This is a genomic window from Flavobacterium sp. 21.1, assembly GCF_057801535.1.
This window is the reverse complement of record NZ_JBYNXA010000004.1, coordinates 535,940-554,315: the sequence shown is the minus strand read 5'-3', so window position 1 is coordinate 554,315 and position 18,376 is coordinate 535,940. Positions and strand designations below refer to the sequence as shown.

General features: G+C 38.6%; 18 protein-coding genes. 11 read left to right on the top strand and 7 right to left on the bottom strand.

Annotated features, from left to right (window positions below):
* Complete coding sequence (locus tag AC3E9U_RS11915; RefSeq protein ID WP_488747127.1) at window positions 1–1,104, bottom strand: glycosyltransferase; 1,104 nt, start codon at window positions 1,102–1,104, stop codon at window positions 1–3.
* 46 nt (window positions 1,105–1,150) lie between these two features.
* Between AC3E9U_RS11915 and AC3E9U_RS11910 the strand changes: the two genes are divergently transcribed.
* Window positions 1,151–2,038 carry a glycosyltransferase family 2 protein gene (locus AC3E9U_RS11910; protein WP_488747126.1) on the top strand — a complete coding sequence of 296 codons (888 nt, stop codon included), beginning with the start codon at window positions 1,151–1,153 and terminating at the stop codon, window positions 2,036–2,038.
* Here AC3E9U_RS11910 and AC3E9U_RS11905 read toward each other — a convergent pair.
* The 4 genes from AC3E9U_RS11905 to AC3E9U_RS11890 are packed head-to-tail and all read right to left on the bottom strand — an operon-like array spanning window position 2,018 to window position 5,924.
* Entirely contained in the window at window positions 2,018–3,265 is a 1,248-nt protein-coding gene (locus AC3E9U_RS11905) for an O-antigen translocase (protein ID WP_488747125.1), read from the bottom strand. The two genes, AC3E9U_RS11910 and AC3E9U_RS11905, sit on opposite strands and share 21 nt — an antisense overlap.
* Before the next feature lie 43 nt (window positions 3,266–3,308).
* The gene (locus tag AC3E9U_RS11900) at window positions 3,309–3,878 is read right to left on the bottom strand and encodes an acyltransferase (RefSeq protein WP_488747124.1); all 570 of its coding nucleotides are present in this window, start codon (window positions 3,876–3,878) and stop codon (window positions 3,309–3,311) included.
* Window positions 3,878–4,957, bottom strand: a complete 1,080-nt coding sequence (locus AC3E9U_RS11895) for a DegT/DnrJ/EryC1/StrS family aminotransferase (RefSeq protein WP_488747123.1) — start codon at window positions 4,955–4,957, stop codon at window positions 3,878–3,880. The genes AC3E9U_RS11900 and AC3E9U_RS11895 overlap by 1 nt, the downstream gene beginning before the upstream one ends.
* 1 nt (window position 4,958) lies before the next feature.
* Entirely contained in the window at window positions 4,959–5,924 is a 966-nt protein-coding gene (locus tag AC3E9U_RS11890) for a GNAT family N-acetyltransferase (protein ID WP_488747122.1), read from the bottom strand.
* A 118-nt stretch (window positions 5,925–6,042) separates the two neighbouring features.
* Here AC3E9U_RS11890 and AC3E9U_RS11885 point away from each other — a divergent pair, with 118 nt between their 5' ends.
* Window positions 6,043–7,842, top strand: a complete 1,800-nt coding sequence (locus AC3E9U_RS11885; RefSeq protein WP_488747121.1) for a T9SS type B sorting domain-containing protein — start codon at window positions 6,043–6,045, stop codon at window positions 7,840–7,842.
* Here AC3E9U_RS11885 and AC3E9U_RS11880 read toward each other — a convergent pair.
* Together AC3E9U_RS11880 and AC3E9U_RS11875 are read right to left on the bottom strand one after the other, a co-directional pair.
* Window positions 7,839–8,441, bottom strand: a complete 603-nt coding sequence (locus tag AC3E9U_RS11880) for a trimeric intracellular cation channel family protein (RefSeq protein ID WP_488747120.1) — start codon at window positions 8,439–8,441, stop codon at window positions 7,839–7,841. The genes AC3E9U_RS11885 and AC3E9U_RS11880 overlap by 4 nt on opposite strands.
* A 2-nt stretch (window positions 8,442–8,443) precedes the next feature.
* Complete coding sequence (locus AC3E9U_RS11875; RefSeq protein ID WP_488747119.1) at window positions 8,444–9,187, bottom strand: RDD family protein; 744 nt, start codon at window positions 9,185–9,187, stop codon at window positions 8,444–8,446.
* Between the two features lie 21 nt (window positions 9,188–9,208).
* On the opposite strand from AC3E9U_RS11875, the gene AC3E9U_RS11870 reads away from it, so the two are divergent.
* The 9 genes from AC3E9U_RS11870 (at window position 9,209) to AC3E9U_RS11830 (ending at window position 18,307) form a co-directional block, all read left to right on the top strand.
* Entirely contained in the window at window positions 9,209–10,189 is a 981-nt protein-coding gene (locus AC3E9U_RS11870; RefSeq protein WP_488747118.1) for a stage II sporulation protein M, read from the top strand.
* A complete protein-coding gene (locus AC3E9U_RS11865; protein WP_488747117.1) occupies window positions 10,173–11,126 on the top strand; it encodes a hypothetical protein in 954 nt (317 codons plus the stop codon). The genes AC3E9U_RS11870 and AC3E9U_RS11865 overlap by 17 nt, the downstream gene beginning before the upstream one ends.
* On the top strand, window positions 11,119–11,844 hold the full coding sequence (locus AC3E9U_RS11860; protein WP_488747116.1) for a DUF4129 domain-containing protein: 726 nt from the start codon (window positions 11,119–11,121) through the stop codon (window positions 11,842–11,844). The genes AC3E9U_RS11865 and AC3E9U_RS11860 overlap by 8 nt, the downstream gene beginning before the upstream one ends.
* Window positions 11,845–13,035: a DUF4350 domain-containing protein gene (locus AC3E9U_RS11855; RefSeq protein WP_488747115.1), complete on the top strand. Its 1,191-nt coding sequence runs from the start codon at window positions 11,845–11,847 to the stop codon at window positions 13,033–13,035. It abuts the gene before it with no gap.
* A 76-nt stretch (window positions 13,036–13,111) separates the two neighbouring features.
* Complete coding sequence (locus AC3E9U_RS11850) at window positions 13,112–14,101, top strand: AAA family ATPase (protein WP_488747162.1); 990 nt, start codon at window positions 13,112–13,114, stop codon at window positions 14,099–14,101.
* A complete protein-coding gene (locus AC3E9U_RS11845; protein WP_488747114.1) occupies window positions 14,101–15,432 on the top strand; it encodes a DUF58 domain-containing protein in 1,332 nt (443 codons plus the stop codon). Before AC3E9U_RS11850 ends, AC3E9U_RS11845 begins: the two co-directional genes overlap by 1 nt.
* Before the next feature lie 6 nt (window positions 15,433–15,438).
* Window positions 15,439–16,398, top strand: a complete 960-nt coding sequence (locus AC3E9U_RS11840) for a hypothetical protein (RefSeq protein ID WP_488747113.1) — start codon at window positions 15,439–15,441, stop codon at window positions 16,396–16,398.
* A gap of 91 nt (window positions 16,399–16,489) precedes the next feature.
* Window positions 16,490–17,425: a DUF2167 domain-containing protein gene (locus tag AC3E9U_RS11835; protein ID WP_488747112.1), complete on the top strand. Its 936-nt coding sequence runs from the start codon at window positions 16,490–16,492 to the stop codon at window positions 17,423–17,425.
* Window positions 17,426–17,518: 93 nt separating this feature from the next.
* Complete coding sequence (locus AC3E9U_RS11830) at window positions 17,519–18,307, top strand: TrmH family RNA methyltransferase (protein ID WP_488747111.1); 789 nt, start codon at window positions 17,519–17,521, stop codon at window positions 18,305–18,307.
* The last annotated feature ends 69 nt before the right edge of the window (window positions 18,308–18,376 follow it).

Here is an 18,376-nt window from a genome sequence, read left to right as displayed (position 1 = left end):
TTACGAAAGTACTTCAATTTTCATCAAATCCAACCATTGCTGTCCGATTTTGTCGGTCGAAAACTGTTCCGCAGAAGGTAATGCTTGTACCTTACAGTTTCGGTATAAATCGGCATCATTCACTAAACGGTTCATCGTATTTTTCAGAACTTCAAAATTCTGGTTTTCCACCAACAATCCGTTTTGTTCGTTCACAATCACTTCATTTGGCCCTGAAATACCCTCGAAAGCCACAACCGGGGTACCGCAAGCCATTGCCTCGATCACCGACATCGGGAAACCTTCATATTTACTGCACACAATTAAAAACAAAGCGTTTTTTAAATACGGGTACGGATTCTGTTTGAAGCCCAAGAAATGAATTTCAGGATGGTTTTCGGCTAATGCTTCAACTTCTTTTTTTCGTTCCCCGTCGCCTAACAATACCAAATGAATATTTTTTTGCGGTAAATCCGATTCCAGATAGGTCATTACCAGCCGATCAAACTGCTTTACGTTTTTACGATCAAACCTTCCCATGCCCATCACGTACTGAAATTCAAAAGGAATTGCTTCGTTAGCTTTTTGTCGAATTTCAGACAGGCAAATCGGGTTGTAAATCCGGTGCAGATTCTGAAAACCATACGTTTTTTCAACGCTGTTTTTTATGGCATCGGACACACAAACCACCGCATACTTATTTTTAAAAATGAGATTCGCCAGGAATTTATTTTCCGGAATATAAGTGGTCGTATTTCCGCTGTGAACGGTATAAATGGTTTTAGTTTTGTAAACCCAATTGGCCATCAGCACTTCCTGAAAAGGTTTGATCCGGTATCTGAAATCAATAATAAAATCGAAATTTCCCTGCTGAAGGTAATTTTTCAAAAAACGCAGCAATTGCAGTTTTCCGAAAAGCCCTTTGTGTTGTTCCTTCATTTTTCCGATGTTAACCAAAGTTCCGGAATACGGATAGCTCACATCGTCCACCAATACAATATTATGAACTTCAATCCCCTGAGCACCAAAGTAAACCGACAGTGAAGACATCACCCGCTCCAATCCGCCGCTGTTTAAACTGTAGCCGATCAGGGCTATTTTATGGTTCCTTTTTGGAATATTCATTCACTAATGTGTATTTTAGCAACTAATATAAAGTTTTATTCAGTACATGCAAAATTCTCCGCTGGTAAGTATCCTTTGTTTAAGTTACAATCACGCCCAATTTGTGGAGGAAGCGCTTACTTCGGTGCTGTCCCAAACCTATAAAAATATTGAACTTTTAATTGCCGACGACTGTAGTCCGGACGATTCAAAATCCGTTATAGAAAACTGGCTGAAAAAACATCCCGAAGTAATTTTTGTTCCGAATCCGACGAATATCGGAAATACAAAAACCTTTAATAAACTATTGGCTTTGTCCAAAGGCGAATACATTATTGATTTGGCTGCCGATGATGTTTTGCTTCCTGATTGCGTTGAAAAACAACTGAATGCTTTTAGAAATACGATGTTAGAAAATGTGGGGATTGTTTACGGGAATGCCGAAATAATTTCGGAAACCAATACGCATTTGGACAATTATTATGAAATTAATGGTGACGGAAAAATCATAAATCAGCCTCCGAGCGGGAATATTTATCTGTCGGTTTTAGGACAATACAACAAGATCTGTTCGGTTTCTTCGATGGTGAAACGCGAAGTCTATGATAAACTGGGCGGTTATGACGAGCAGCTTGCTTATGAGGATTTGGACCTGTGGATAAGAGCCTCCCGTATTTATAATTTTGAATTCATTCCCGACGTACTTATTCAGAAACGAGAACTTGCCAGTTCGTTGGGATCCCAGTTTTTTGTAAAGAACAATGCCCGAACCCGAAAACTCAACCACTCTACTTATATCATCATACAAAAGGCGTTACGGCAAAACACCTCAAATGAAGAAAACCGTGCGTTACTGAAACGAATCCATTATGAAATGTCCAAGGTTTTTAAAGCGCGGGACTTTTCACTTCTTGCAAAATATATCGCAACCGAATTAAGAGCACGTTTCTTCTGATTTCGAATCGAAAAACAACTTTCTGAACATAAGAAGCATCAGCACTAACGATATTATATTGGCAAAAAAATACGCCTTTACCGCACCGAGTACGTTTTCATTCTGAATAAGTAAATAAGCCAGCCCGAAATAAGCCAGATTGAAGATGATTTCTACCGCAAAGTATTTTTTCATCATGGTTTTTACCAGAATCTGATAACCGAAAGCCAAACTCATCACTTTAAGCAAATCACCCGACAGTTGCCACACGAGGATTTCCTTTACCTCCGAAAATTCTTTGGTCAAGGTAAGATCGATAATGAAATCCTTAAAAACAAAAACACCGGTTAACAGCAGTAAGAACAAGGGAACCAAGGTTTTAAAATAATGTTTCAATTCGTTCAGAAACTCGGAATTCGTTTTTAATCCTGCCAGTTTCGGCATGTAATACATGGAAAGTCCAGAACTTAAAAACAGCATGTAAAACCCTGAAATCCTGTTCACCGCATCCCAAATCCCAGCTCTTTCAACAGAATAGGAATTTATCAACAGATTTCGGATGGCTATCAGCGTAACCGGAACAATTACGGCACTTAAAAGTGACATCACCGAGAATTTCCCGATAACCGACAGGTATTTTTTACTGATCACTTTTTGAAAATCAAAACTGAAAAACTGTCTGTTATCCAAAACAAACAAAAGCGTTACCAACAACAAAACAACATCCGAAATTGCTGTAGCGATTAACGCTCCATCCAGTTTTTTGAGGTAAATCAGACTTATGGTAAGTATAAATGTAAAAACAGAGGAAAGAATCTGAATAAAAACGATTTTCCGGAATTGCTGCAATCCGTTGTAAACCGCGATCCAAAACGTATTCAATACAAAAAAAGGAAGCAGTAAACCAAACAACCGAATGGCAAAATCATAATCGGATGTTGCAAACAGAAAGGCACTTAAAAATCCTGAAAACAGCACAATAAACACCCCCAGGCCTACCGAAATCATTGTAAAAATCCAGAAGAAGGTCGAATAAATTATGGAGAGCTCGTCCTTATCGTCTTTATTTTCAACGAATAACCGAACCAATGAGGCGTTAACCCCTAGAGTCGACAACGATTTGAATAAGGCTGTAAAATTTTTAAAACTGCCAATCAGTGCCATTCCGGAAGGCCCCAGAAACTGCGCCACAATACGAACGGAAATAAGCCCCAAAATAAAGTTGACACCAATGGATAAGGAATTCATTGATACCACTTTAATCAGCTTATTTTCTCTGAAAAAACTCAATTTACAATTCTCGGATTATTCGGGCCGGATTACCTGCCACCACTACATTTTCGGGGACACTTTTGGTCACTACGGAATTGCTTCCGATAACCGAATTATCACCAATGGTTACCCCTTTCAAAATGGTTACATCAGTACCTATAAAAACATTATTCCCAATTTTAACTTCTTCGGAAGGCGGATTAGCACGAAATCGCTCCGAAGGATTCAAATGATGAAAATCACTGTCGGAAACAGATAAATTCAGACCAACAAGTACGTTGTCGCCAATAGTTATTTTTTGTAGTGCCACTATTGAAAAACCGTTATTCAATCGGACATTATTGCCTATTTTGATAACACTCTCCGGATTTCTGGCTTCGATGTATCCGTAACCCGAATAAAAGCCGGGTGACAACTCCACGCCTACTTTTACTTTATCTCCAAAAACTATTTTTCCCTGTCCTTTCAACAGTAACGGGTAAGCAATTTCAGGTTTACCGGAAACCGATTGGCAATCCGACAACAACTTAAACTTCCGGACGCGAAGACTAACGAAAAACAGTGTCTTTATTTTTTTGAAAATCCCCATTAATAAGCGTTTATGGTTTTTATGATATGCGTAATTTCAGCTTCCGTCAAAACCGGACTCATCGGCAAACTCAGCACCTCATCGTGTATTTTTTCAGTAATCGGGAAAGATAAATGGTGAAAATCTTCCATGGCGTTCTGTTTATGCGGAGCTACGGGATAATGAATCAGGGTCTGAATGCCCTTTTCTGATAAATACTGCTGCAACTCCTCTCTTTTCGGAGTTCTTACAACAAACAAATGAAATACGTGGTTATCCGAACCGTCATAAGAGGGCAAAACTATTTTATCATTTTTTATTTCCGACAAATATCGTTTGGCTACTGCCCTTCTTTTTTGGTTTTCGTTAGTTAAATGAGGTAATTTCAAGCGTAAAAAACCCGCCTGAAGCTCATCTAATCGGGAATTAAATCCAAGGTAATCATTATAATATTTTGTTTCGGAACCGTAATTGGAAAGTGATTTAAGGGTTTTAGCCAGTTTTTCATCGTTAGTAACCACAGCGCCCGCATCGCCCAACGCACCCAGATTTTTACCCGGATAAAAACTAAATGCTCTGGTGTGGCTGCCTTTAAACGGCAGTCCGTGTCCCTGTGCGGCATCTTCCACTATCAGTAAATCATACTTGTATCCGATTTTCATGATTTCATCCATTGGCGAAAGTTGGCCGTACAAATGAACGATCAACATTCCTTTCGTTCTTTTGGAGATTTTAGCTTCAATCTGCTTCGGATCGATATTATATGTTTTTTCGTCCGGTTCCACCAAAACAGGCACTAATCCGGCATGAATGATTCCTAAAATTGACGCTATATAGGTATTTGCAGGCACAATGATCTCATCACCTTTCTGAAGATTACCCATTTCGATATAGGCTTTGAACACTAAAATAATCGCATCCAATCCATTACCAACGCCAATACAATATTTTGAGCCGCAATAAGCCGCAAATTCTTCCTCAAAAGCTTTTACCTCTTCGCCCAAAATGTACCAGCCTCTTTCCAAAAAGCGCTTCAGTTTTTCCTGAAAAGCAGTTTCAAAAGGTTCGTTTATCGCCTTTATGTCGAGAAATTTTACCATACTAAATCGTTAGTCCCGAATAATTTTTAGTTTTAATTCTAACGAAATTCTGAACCGATGCCCGGGCGCCGAAACTTTCCTTCCAATAGGCCAGACCTTCGTTTAATGTCCGCCCGTTATCTTCCGAAGAACTTCCGAAACTAACGTATTTTTTATCAGCATATTGTCGGATGATAACATCAAACAAAATATCCAAAGCCGCAGTATCCGTTCTGTCTTCCGCTCCGGAACTATATTGAAAATGTGCCACTGTTTTGGTTAAAAACATAACTACACCCGCTTTCAGTTCATTATCCTGATAAGCGCTATAAAGTTTTATATTATCAGGAAACAACAGTGCTAATTGCTCTATTTCTCCTAACGAATGTACCGGATTTACCCCAAAACGGTTTTGGAGATTAGGAGTCAGTATTGTATTCCAGAAATCCCGATAGTTTTTGTCTTCTCTAACTTCAATTTTGAGATTTTCCGCTAATGTCAAAGCTCTTTTTCTGTTGCGGTTGGGTTTGTATTTTTCGCTATTATCCACAACCATATACACGTCCGAACGATACGTTTGTGCATCGCTTAAAAACGAAACATAATCCATTTCATCCGCAATGATTTGGTTATATATTTTGGGAAGGTCTTTAAAGTTTATGGCAATGATTTCATTTTGGTGCAGAAATTGTAAAACCGACTGAAAAACAAGCACATATTCTTTTATCCGAATTGATTTCTTAACTACAAGACCTCCATAACTGAGCCCTTGATGTGAATGGATTTCATTTGTCGTTTTATTGGCAGGAAGCGCCGCGACCAACTTTTCACCATCAAAAACCATCAGAGAAAAATCCTCAAAACGGTCCGCATGGTATTCCATAAAATCCCGGTGAAAAAGAAATGTTGCATTTTTGGCCTGACTTATAAAATCATTCCAAAGCGCATAATCTGATTTTTGATATTTCCGAACGGTATACTTTTCCACCAAACCTTGATAAACTCCCGAAAAGTAGTAATTTTTCTTCAGATTAAACGAATCTTTTTACCAAGCCAATTGCATTCGATGAAAAATAATTGCTAATTTTAACAAAAAACAATTTACGGTGAAGACCAGAATGCTACTTTTTTATAGTGTCCTTTTTATTTTGTTTTCCGAAAGTTTGTTCGGCCAGAACATTGGGCTCTATGAGCAATTTTTCGGGAGATACGACTTTACTTTTTTCGGCAACACCTTGAATCCGGACGAAAACACCTACATGTATCCGGATTATATCCTTACCACTTCATCGGCCGACTTAAACCTTGCGTCAGGCGATGTAATTGAGAAAGCCTATCTTTATTGGGCCGGATCAGGCACAGGTGACTTCGACGTAAAATTAAACGGCATTGATTTGACAGCGCAACGCACCTTTTCCACGGTTCAGATTAGTTCAGGCTATCCTTTTTTCAGCGCTTTTTATGACGTAACCTCCATAGTTACTTCGGCAGGAAACGGCACATATACACTTTCAGACTTGGATTTAAATGCTTTGGTACCCACCTATTACCTTAATGCGACGAATTTTGCAGGTTGGGCTATAATCGTAGTTTACAAAAACAATTCACTTCCTTTAAATGTTTTAAATATTTATGACGGATTGGAAAATTTATCACCGCCTGTAGCCGGAACAATAGATTATCTGAACATTACTTTATCCAACCTGAATGTTATTGATAATCAGGATGCTAAAATCGGTTTTTTGGCATGGGAAGGTGACAGGAATATTGCGGTTTCAGAATCATTAAGCATCAATGGGAATGTTTTGGGAAATCCTCCCTTAAACCCGTCGAACAACGCCTTTAACGGAACCAGCACGATCACAGGAAGCAGTACGCTTTACAATATGGACCTGGACATTTACAACATTCAAAACAATATTCAGATTGGTGATACCTCTGCAGAAATCCAGCTGACTTCGGGTCAGGATTTTGTGATGATAAACTCCATCGTGACCAAACTCAACAGCCAATTACCCGATGCCACCGTTACTATCGAACAGGCTGAAGTGGAATGCAATTCCCGAAATGTTGCTGTCAATTACACGGTTGCCAACTTCAACGCTACCGATTTTTTACCTGCCGGCACTCCAATTTCTATTTATGCTAATGGCGTCCTTGTGGGGACAAATCAGACACAAAATGACCTTCAGATTGGAGACAGCGTTCTTATGTATCAGGTCGTTACTATTCCAACCGGAATTCCGCTTAATTTCTCTATCGAAATCATTGTGGACCAGCCGGGTGTTGTTACGGAACTGATTGAAACCAACAATAATGATACTATGGACGTAATCCTGGCTGCCGGACCAACGCCGAATCCGCTGGATGATTTAGTTTCCTGCAATCGAGGTTATACGGAAGGATTATTCGACTTTTCAGATTACGAAAACACGGTAACATCCGATCCGAACAGTACGGTAACTTTCCACGAATCCCAAGCGGAAGCCAATGCCGGTGTAAACCCGATTGCTGATCCGTCAAATTATATAGCAACTTCAACACCGAAGACCATCTATGTTCGGATTGACGGTCCGGAATGTTTTACCACCACTTCGTTCCTACTTACCGTAAAACCTTGTCCGCCTATCGTTTACAATGCGGTTTCGGTTAACGGTGACGGAATGAACGACACCTTCCATATTGAAGGATTACGGGACGTGTTTGTGAATTATGAACTTTACGTGTACAATCGTTGGGGAAGAGAAGTATGGAAAGGAACTAATTACACGCCGGAATGGGACGGTTATATTAAAGACGGTGTTGGCAGCAGTCACGCACCGGAAGGGACTTATTTTTATATTTTATATCTGAATGATCCGAACTATCCTAAACCTTTAAATGGCTATCTGTACCTCAACCGTTAATCTTTTTCTACTGTTGGCAAATACCAGTGAAAGATAACAGCCATTAATCGGATAGCAATTATAAGCGCCGAAGTCATTAAGTAAATGATATCTTCCGGCACTTCAATACTTTTGAGAAAAAAGAAGAACACGCCGCCAATGATGCATACAGTGGCATAAATTTCTTTGCGGAAGATAACGGGAATCTCATTACATAAAATATCGCGGATCACGCCTCCGAAACAAGCCGTCATGGTTCCTAAAGCTATGCAGATAACCGGATGAAGATTCACTGCAAGTCCCTTTTCCAGACCGATCAGCGTAAAGACGCCCAATCCGATGGTATCAAACAAAAACATGGATTTTCGGAACCGGTCCAATTTTTTTCTGAAAACCAAAGCCAGAGCAAATCCTAAAAAAATAGTATAAAGATAATTTAAGTCTTTCATCCATCCGACCGGCGTCGTACCGATAAGAACATCCCGCAGTGTTCCTCCTCCGACAGCAGTCACAATGGCAATAATCAGAACCCCGAAAGGATCCATCTTCTTGTTCATCGCCGATAAAGCTCCGGAAACAGCAAAAGCCATCGTTCCTAAAATATCCAATATCTCAAACATTCTTACATATTTCGGGTAAAGTAATTGTAATCCTTCAAAACCGTTCTGATAAAATCGGAATCATTGCCCGACTGACTTTTAATCCCGGCAACGGTTTCTATTTTCTCTCTGAGTTTATAAATCAATCGGAAATCTTTTACCTTTAGTGCAGATTCAAACGTTTCCTTAATGATTCGGGCATCATTATCCGACAGTTTAATCACGGACGGGTACGTTGGCACATAATCATCATCTATTTCCTCAAGAATGGTATGATTGATATTAATGTTGTTCTTTAATAAGATAACTGCTGTCCCGGCCGCCATATCTCCTAATCGTTGGTTTTTTCGACTCAAAACAATCGCTACCAAGCCAATAATCCCAATTGCGATTGCGATTTCAACCAACATAAAAAGCCAACGTATAAGATAATCACCAAAACCGGCCTGATAGCCATCGATCTTAATCACTTTGATTTTCATTATCTTTTTTCCGAAAGTCTGCCCTTCCATTAGGCTTTCCAGCACCAAAGAATACAAAACTACCGGTAACCCGAAGAGCAACTGTATAGCATTTCTGGAAGAGGAATCAAGATCGTAAAGTAAATTATTCAACCCCATCCACTCGAAAAACACATAGTAAACAACGATCCAATACGCTGTTTGTATAAGTGTATCAAGCAACTGCGCAAAAATTCGGTCGCCCACTGAGGCTGCCTGAAAATTTATATTCACATTTTGCGTCGTGGTTATTGATAATTCTGACATATTTTATATTTTAGCTTTTTTATGAGAGAGGTAGCGTTTATAAAACAAAATAAAGAAAAATGGCTTGAATTTGAACAGGCTATTTTTGGCAAAGCTAAAAAAAATCCGGATGAATTGGCTAGTCTTTACATTCATTTGGTAAACGATTTGTCGTATGCACAAACGTATTATCCTAAAAGTAAAACCACGGTTTACCTGAATTACCTCGCATCAAAGATTTATCAGAAGATCTACAAAACAAAACGCGAGGAAACCAATCGGATTGTGCACTTCTTTAAAACCGAAGTCCCACTACTGGTCTATGAATACAGAAGGTATCTTTTATATGCCTTTCTTCTTTGTTTTGTTTGCACCGGTATCGGAGTACTCTCTGCGCACAATGATGCGGCTTTCGTCCGAATGATCATGGGTGATGATTATGTCAACATGACTTTGGAGAACATCGAAAAAGGAAATCCGGTCGCGGTATACGCACGCGGAAGTAATTGGGGAAGTTTTATAGAAATTACATTAAATAATCTTCGGGTAGGCGCTTCCTGTTACATCTATGGAATTTTTGCCGGTATAGGAACTTTTATCTACATGAGTTTTAATTTCATCATGTTGGGTTCTTTTCAGTATTTCTTCTATAAGGAACATGTCTTCTGGGAAAGTGTTCGCGCCATCTGGATTCACGGTGCCATGGAAATTTTCGGTATTGTGATCGAATCCATGGCTGGCTTTGTTTTAGGCGCAAGCATTTTGTTCCCAAGAACTTATTCGCGATTGCATTCTTTTAAAATCGGATTTAAAAACAGTCTGAAAATATTTCTGAGCACTATGCCATTTACGATCGCGGCCGGTCTTCTGGAGGGTTTTGTAACGCGTTACTCCGTAGACATGCCTCGACCTCTGAACATTTTTATCATTTTGGGTACACTATCCTTAATTTCCTATTATTATATAGTATATCCATTTATTGTGAACCGAAAAACATCTAAAAATCATGTTCCAACTCTTTAAAAAAAGAAGTTTCAGCGAATTAATCGGAGACACTTTTACATTTTTTAAAATGCACGGTAAGCATTACTACCGAAATTATTTTATTGTAAACGGAGGATTTTTACTGGTACTGTTGGTGCTTGTTTATTTTCTCATGAAGGTATTTTTCGAAGGTTTGTACTCTAATATTGCGGGAATAAATTCCGGGAACAACAATTTTGATGTATATATTAATGACAACCTGACGCTGATCGTCTCATTGGGGATTTTTTCTGCCATTGCCATTATTTTCCTGAGCCTTTTAAGTTATGCATTCCCGGTGGTCTATCTTAAATTGTTAGAAAAAAAACCGGATTTTGAGACCAGTGAAATCATAGATCTGCTTAAAAACAATGCAGGTAAGATCATAATCTTTTTCATTGCCTCGATTTTTATTTTCATCCCTATCATGTTGATTGTCTTTGCGATTAGTTTTGCCTTGATTTTTCTGCTGATTGGTATTCCGCTTATAATGATTGTGATCCCGGCTATGATGAGTTGGTATTCCCTAAGCTTTTACGATTATCTAAGCAACGACAAAGGTTATTTTGAATCGATAGGCACAGGATTTAATCTACTCAGACAAAAATTCTGGCCTACAGTGGGTTCAACAGCCATTATGTATATAATCATGCAGATCGCGATTAGTTTTATTGCGGCGATTCCCTATATGATTGGTATATTTTCATTTGTTACGGCGATGGATACTCAAAATCAGCCAACAGGTCCCCGCGCAGAACAGATTTCATTCCTTATGATAATGATGGGAATTGCCATGGTTCTGTCCATCTTGGCCAATTTCTTTTTTCAGAATTTTATTTTGGTAAATCAGGGTATTATTTATTACAGCAGTCGTGAAGAAAACGAAAACAATACGCATAAAAGTGAAATAGATCTGATTGGAACTCAAAGTGAATAAACTACTTTTTTACATATTATTTCTTTTATCGGGAACTGTTTTTTCGCAAACGGAAACCGATACATTAAGCTATGCGGATGATCTGAAAAATTCGGAAATCACACCAGTTCATTTTAGGGAGAATTTTCAGCGCGATTATTCCTCAGAGGAATTTCAATATCAGCCGCTCGTAAAAAGCACTTCCCGCTGGGATAATTTCAAAGCCTGGCTGCAATATTGGTTAGACCGCATATTTGGCGGTGAGAAAAATGGGGATTCCACTATTTTGGTCATTGTACTTAAAATACTGGCCTTTCTGGTCGTTCTATTTGTCGTTTATCTTATTGTAAGAGCCATAATCAACAAAGATGGGGTTTGGATTTTAGGAAAATCGTCCAAAAAGAAAATCAGTACCTCAGAATACTACGAAGAAGACATCCATAATATTGATTTCAAAAGCATCATCGAAAAAAGCAAAGCGGCCAACAACCACCGTCTTTCCATTCGCTATTATTATTTATGGCTGCTCAAAAAAATGTCGGATAACGGAATAATCGAATGGGACATTGAAAAGACAAACACCGATTATCTCTACGAAATCAAGCGCGATGCGTTAAAAGAAGATTTTCAATACCTGTCCTATATTTATGACCATAGCTGGTATGGCGAATTCGGCATTGATGACATGTTGTTCGAAAAAGCCGAAAAAGCTTTCGTTAAAACTATTAATTCCATCTAAATGAACAAAACAATCAAAATATATATTGGGTTCTTTGTTCTGATCGTGATCGGAATTATCTTTATTGACGCTAACCGTTCAAAACCCATTGACTGGTCGCCTACGTATGCCAGAAAAGACAAGATTCCGTTCGGACTTTATGTTCTGGATAAAGAAATAGACCGTTTATTGCCTAAACATAAAGTACAGCGATTTCAAAATACAGCGTATGAGTTTTTAGACCCAAAGTACAATTATAAAGACTCTACCTATACCGTTCAAGGAACCCTCCTATTCGTTTCTCAAAGCGACGAATTCGATGAATCCTCGCTGGACGAGCTCATTTGGTTTGTAGAACATGGAAATTCCGCTTTTTTAAGCATGACTGATTTTCCTCAAAAACTGATGGATACCCTAAAAACAGAGTACACGAACGAATATTCATTGACAGACAGTATCTATTGCAATCTTAGCAATGAGGTTTTCGGCCATCAGAAATATAAATTAAAAAAAGGAGCCAGCTTTTCCTATTTCAATAAAACGGATTCGCTTAACACCACTGTTTTGGGACGTCAGGAAATCGACACGGCCAATAATGTTAATTTTATAAAAGTCCCGTTCGGAAAAGGAAATTTTTATCTGCACACCCAACCGGCCGCTTTTTCAAATTATTATCTGCTGGACAAAAAAAACAGCGCTTATTGTGCAAATCTGTTATCCTATCTACCAAAAGGAACCGTTTTCTGGCATGCCAAAGGATATGATAGCGATGAAGTTTCCGGCTCTCCATTTCGCTATATCGCAAATCAGGCAGCTTTACGATGGGCATGGTATCTGCTTTTAATGGGAGTGGTGATTTTCATGATTTTCAATGCCAAACGAAGACAGCGCATAATCCCCGTAAAAGTACCCTTGTCGAATACCACAGTGGATTTTACAAAAACAATAGGAAATTTGTACCTTCAGGAAGGAAATCATTACGTTATTATTGATAAAAAAATCATTTATTTCCTGGAAAAAATACGTACCGATTACCTGATCGACACGTTCAATCTGGATGAGACATTCATTAACCGACTCCATCAGAAAACCGGAAAAGAAATATCAGATATTGAACATGTTGTACGACTGATAAAGAAACACCGTAACAACATGGAGAGTACTGAAAAAGACGTTATCGAAATAAGCAAAACAATAGAAAAAATAAAGTAATATGGATACTTTCGAAAATAATCACACACCGTTGACCGAAACTTCAAACAATGAATTTTCAGGTGAACCAAAACAAATGCCATCTTCGGATGAGAATGTAAACTTTCAGACCCGAATCAATCTGGCCCCCTTGTTACAAAGTGTTACCGACATAAAAGCCGAATTGAGTTCGGTTATTGTAGGGCAGCATAAAATGATCGATCAGTTACTGGTTGCCGTTTTGTCTAACGGACACGTACTTTTAGAAGGTGTTCCCGGCGTAGCAAAAACCATTACTGCCAAATTGCTTTCCAAAACACTGGCTCTGGATTTCAGTCGAATTCAGTTTACACCGGATTTAATGCCTTCTGACATCATTGGAACCTCTGTTTTTGATTTGTCGAAATCAGAATTCCGATTCAAAAAAGGACCCGTTTTTTCAAACTTTATCCTGATCGATGAGATCAACCGTGCGCCTGCCAAAACACAGGCCGCTCTTTTTGAAGTGATGGAAGAACGTCAGATCACGATTGATGGTACCGCTTACAAAATGGATACACCTTTTTTAGTTATCGCAACCCAAAACCCGATTGAACAGGAAGGAACATACCGTTTACCGGAAGCGCAATTAGACCGTTTCCTGTTTAAAATAAGCATCGACTATCCGAATCTTGAAGATGAAATCACCATCCTTCAAAAGGAAAATGCGCTGCAGGACAGAAACAAACTGGAGAATATCCGTCAAATTCTTTCTAAATCGGAAATCGGAAACTACCAAAGTCTGGTAAAACAGATCATGATCGAACACAATTTGGTGGAATATATCGCCAAAATAGTTATGAATACACGGGAAAACGCATTCCTTTATTTAGGGGCATCCCCTCGTGCTTCCATTGCAATTCTGAATGCAGCCAAAGGTTTTGCAGCACTTCGCGGACGTGATTTCGTAACTCCGGAAGACATCAAAGATGCGGCGGTCCCTGTACTGCAGCACCGCGTAATGGTAACTCCGGAACGCGAAATGGAAGGCATCACTTCAACAGAAATCATCAGACAGATTATTGATACCGTAGAAATTCCGCGCTAATGCAGTTTTTTAAGAAATTATACCTGAACAACCTGTTTTTCTATGTGCTTTTGGGCATCATAGTCAGTTTTGTTTTTGCTTATTTTTTCCCCAGCGTGTACAAAGTCTGCTGGCTCTTTTTGTTTGTGCTGATTGCGTTTACTATTTTAGACATACTATTGCTGTTTGCAAGCCGTCAACCTATTAAAGCCTCACGCAAAGCACCAGAAAAATTTTCAAATGGAGATCAGAATACAATTTCGGTCAAATTGCGAAATCACTATTCTTTCCTTGTATTTGCAAAGGTAATTGACGAAATTCCGTTTCAGTTCCAAATGCGTAATTTCGAAATAGAGCGAAAATTAGCAGCCGATGCAAAAGACCAGTTCGATTATCATTTACGTCCTACAGAAAGGGGCGAATATTTCTTCGGAAACCTGAACGTTTATATTTCCTCGCCACTTCGTTTGATTTCGAGACGATTCACTTTCGACAACAATCAAATGGTGCCGACTTACCCGTCCTACATTCAGTTACGAAAATACGATCTGATGGCTTTTTCCAACAATTTGTTGCAATACGGATTAAAAAGAATACGCCGAATCGGACATACAATGGAATTTGAACAGATCAAGGAATATGTTCAGGGCGATGACATCCGAACTTTAAACTGGAAGGCCACGGCGAAACGAAATCAGTTAATGGTTAACCAGTTTCAGGATGAAAAATCGCAAACGGTCTATATGGTTATTGATAAAGGCCGAGTGATGAAAATGCCTTTTAACGGATTGAGTCTGCTGGATTACGCTATCAATGCAAGTCTGGTTCTATCCAATGTAATTCTGAAAAAAGGCGATAAGGCAGGACTGTTTACATTTTCAAAAAAAATCGAAAACCGCGTTATAGCCGAGCGTCGTCAGTCGCAAATGAATCTGATCTTAGAAAACCTGTACAATATCAAAACCGATTTCTTTGAAAGCGATTACAGTCGTTTGTACGTTGATGTTAAGAAAAACATCAATCACCGCAGCCTGATTCTTTTGTACACGAATTTCGAAACTGTAGATGGTTTACACCGCCAGCTCCCCTATTTAAAAGGAATTGCGAAAAACCATTTGCTGGTGGTCGTTTTCTTCAATAATACCGAACTGAATGACTTAATTCATAAAAAAGCAACCACCATCCAGGATATTTACGATCAGACGATTGCTGAGAAATTTGCCTTCGAAAAACGACTGATCGTGAACGAACTTAAGAAATATGGTATTTATTCGGTTTTGACGCAGCCGGAAAACCTTACTTTGGATACCATCAATAAGTATCTTGAAATTAAAGCAAGGGGGATTTTGTAGAAAAACATGAAAACAAACGTCATCGATTCCATTACTATTGTTTTCATGTTAGCATCAATGGTCTTAGCATTTCTGATTCCTTTTGAATTGTTTTTATTTGTATATGCTTTTCTCGGTCCCCTTCATTACCTTACTGAAATCAATTGGTTGCAGCAAAAAAAATTTTATTTGCCAAAAAAAAATGATTACCAGATTCTTATCGGTTGCTTGTTTTGTATTACTACCTGTTGGTTACTGCAAATTAAAAGCGGAATCCCTTTTTTTATTTTCTTAGCCTTTTCAATACCAATTGCCCTGCATCTTTTTTGGGAGACTAAAAAGAGATTTCTCAGTATCCTTGTCTGTTGTATCGTCGGTGTATTTCTTCTGTATTTTGATTTTAGCCGATTCTCACTGGTCTTTTCCACATTTTTACCCACATTGATTCATGTATTTTTGTTTACGGGAGCATTTATTTTGCTGGGTTCGTTAAAATCAAAAAACAAAATGGGTTTTCTTTCCATTCTGGTATTTATTGGCTGTACTCTACTCTTTTTCAGCATTCCTGCATCTGTCAATTTTTCGCTGATAAATAAGTACATAACCGACAATTACAGTTCATTTTCCAATGTGAACCTACAACTCATAGAAATACTGCACAATTCCAAAATAAAGAGAACTGATGCCGTTTTCCACACGGAGATCGGAATAAAAGTAATGCGCTTCATTGCGTTTGCTTATACCTATCACTATATCAACTGGTTTTCTAAAACATCTGTCATTCAGTGGCATAAAACATCAAAAGTAAAACTGATTACAATTGGCGCTATTTGGTTACTTTCCATAGCCTTATTTGTCGCGGATTATAAATTGGGAATGAGCTGGCTCTACATTTTAAGCATTTCACATGTCGTACTTGAATTCCCTTTAAATCATATCAGTTTTCTTGAAATCAAAAATCATCTCTTGTTGCTTCGCAGAAATTAGTAAAAACTTACTTAGATTTACAGCCTCGTAATTTTCAATCCCTTGAGGAATTAAATTAGGTGATTCAAAACTAAAATCCAAAAATCATTATATGAAAAAAATTCTACTTACTTTATTGGCGTTCATAGCAATTACGCCTAAAATTATGGCTCAGGATGCCGATTCTCTAAAAATTGCAATGGAGAAAATTGAAAAATCAATGAAATACCAAACCGGAAAAATTAAACTTCAGGAAGGTGACGGTACATTGAATGTTCCTAAAGGATTTAAATTTTTAGATGCAAAACAAACGCAATATGTGCTGAAAGATTTATGGGGAAATCCTGAAGACACCACTGTTCTGGGATCGATATTACCTGAAAGCAAAGGGGTTTTAGATGACAAAAGCTGGCTTTTTATAATTAATTATCAAAATATTGGTTATGTGGAAGATGCTGATGCAGAAGACATTAATTATGATGACCTGTTAAAAGAAATGCAGACTGACATGGAAACCGAAAATGCAGAAAGAATAAGATCAGGATTTGAAACCGCCTCTCTTATAGGTTGGGCATCAGCACCTTATTATGATAAAGACCTAAAAGTATTGCACTGGGCCAAAGAGCTTAAATTCGGAAAAGCTGAAACCAATACGTTAAACTACGATTTGCGAGTTTTAGGACGTAAAGGGATCTATACGCTTTCTGCAGTTGCCAACATGTCTGAATTAGCGGAAGTGAAGGCGAGCATTCCAAGCATTTTAAACAGTGTGCATTATGCAGAAGGATCACAATACTCTGATTTTGATTCCAATACCGATGAAGTTGCCGCATGGACCATTGGAGGTTTGGTTGCCGGAAAAGTATTAGCGAAAGTTGGTTTCTTCGCCATATTGGCAAAATTCGGAAAATTTATTGTTATTGGTCTTGTGGCTGCTTTTGCCGGAGTTAAGAAATTCTTTTTCGGCAATAAAGAACAGAAAACAACACGTCCGCAGGAAAGCGAAGTTGCTGAAGAAGAACTAAGCCCTGCTGAAAAAGAGGAATAAAACAAAAGAGTGCTTCATTTTTTGAAGCACTTTTTTTTATCGGTTGATGTGAAAAAATATAATTAATTTTACCCAACTTAAATTTTTCTAAACTTGAAGCAGATCACCAGCATTCAGAATCCTTACATAAAATCCTTAGTCCAACTGCAGGAAAAAGCGAAAAGCCGCAAACAAACGGGAACATTTCTGATTGAAGGTCAACGCGAAATCATGTTGGCTCAAAAAGGAGGTTATGAACTGGAAACGATACTTTTTCTGCCCGACTTAATTTCAGAAAACGAAATCAGGCAACTGACCGGACAAAAAGTCGAACTGATTGAAATCTCAAAAGAAGTCTATAAAAAGTTGGCTTACAGAGATACCACAGAAGGAATTCTTGCCATCGCTAAAACGAAATCACTACAGTTATCGGATTTACAATTATCCAAAAACCCGCTGATATTAGTTGCCGAAGCCACCGAAAAACCAGGAAACATTGGAGCTCTTTTACGTACCGCCGATGCTGCTAATCTTGATGCAGTCATTATCGCCAACCCGAAGAGTGACATGTATAATCCGAATGTAGTCCGTTCCAGCGTGGGTTGTTTATTCACAAGACAGATTGCCGTTGGTTCGACCGAAGACGTAATCGCTTATCTGAAAGAAAAAAACATTGCAATTTACTGTGCGACTTTACAGGATTCGACCTTTTACCATACGCAGAATTACACTACTCCTTCAGCATTGGTTGTAGGAACCGAAGCTACCGGACTTACCGAAGCCTGGAGAAACGCCAGTACCAAAAACATAATTATTCCGATGCAAGGAGAAATCGATTCGATGAATGTTTCGGTAGCTGCTGCTATTCTGATCTTTGAGGCTAAGAGACAGAGAGGGTTTTAAAGAGAAAAGAAGCAAGGGAGAAGAGAAAAGAGAATAGAAACAAACGACAGTTGGCAGACGGCAGAATTT

Bases quoted from the DNA above. Each gene is read 5' to 3' on its own strand.
- AC3E9U_RS11915 (WP_488747127.1), bottom strand. From the start codon at position 1,104: ATGAATATTCCAAAAAGGAACCATAAAATAGCCCTGATCGGCTACAGT.
- AC3E9U_RS11910 (WP_488747126.1), top strand. From the start codon at position 1,151: ATGCAAAATTCTCCGCTGGTAAGTATCCTTTGTTTAAGTTACAATCAC.
- AC3E9U_RS11905 (WP_488747125.1), bottom strand. From the start codon at position 3,265: ATGAATTCCTTATCCATTGGTGTCAACTTTATTTTGGGGCTTATTTCC.
- AC3E9U_RS11900 (WP_488747124.1), bottom strand. From the start codon at position 3,878: ATGGGGATTTTCAAAAAAATAAAGACACTGTTTTTCGTTAGTCTTCGC.
- AC3E9U_RS11895 (WP_488747123.1), bottom strand. From the start codon at position 4,957: ATGGTAAAATTTCTCGACATAAAGGCGATAAACGAACCTTTTGAAACT.
- AC3E9U_RS11880 (WP_488747120.1), bottom strand. From the start codon at position 8,441: ATGTTTGAGATATTGGATATTTTAGGAACGATGGCTTTTGCTGTTTCC.
- AC3E9U_RS11875 (WP_488747119.1), bottom strand. From the start codon at position 9,187: ATGTCAGAATTATCAATAACCACGACGCAAAATGTGAATATAAATTTT.
- AC3E9U_RS11870 (WP_488747118.1), top strand. From the start codon at position 9,209: ATGAGAGAGGTAGCGTTTATAAAACAAAATAAAGAAAAATGGCTTGAA.
- AC3E9U_RS11865 (WP_488747117.1), top strand. From the start codon at position 10,173: ATGTTCCAACTCTTTAAAAAAAGAAGTTTCAGCGAATTAATCGGAGAC.
- AC3E9U_RS11855 (WP_488747115.1), top strand. From the start codon at position 11,845: ATGAACAAAACAATCAAAATATATATTGGGTTCTTTGTTCTGATCGTG.
- AC3E9U_RS11850 (WP_488747162.1), top strand. From the start codon at position 13,112: ATGCCATCTTCGGATGAGAATGTAAACTTTCAGACCCGAATCAATCTG.
- AC3E9U_RS11845 (WP_488747114.1), top strand. From the start codon at position 14,101: ATGCAGTTTTTTAAGAAATTATACCTGAACAACCTGTTTTTCTATGTG.
- AC3E9U_RS11840 (WP_488747113.1), top strand. From the start codon at position 15,439: ATGAAAACAAACGTCATCGATTCCATTACTATTGTTTTCATGTTAGCA.
- AC3E9U_RS11835 (WP_488747112.1), top strand. From the start codon at position 16,490: ATGAAAAAAATTCTACTTACTTTATTGGCGTTCATAGCAATTACGCCT.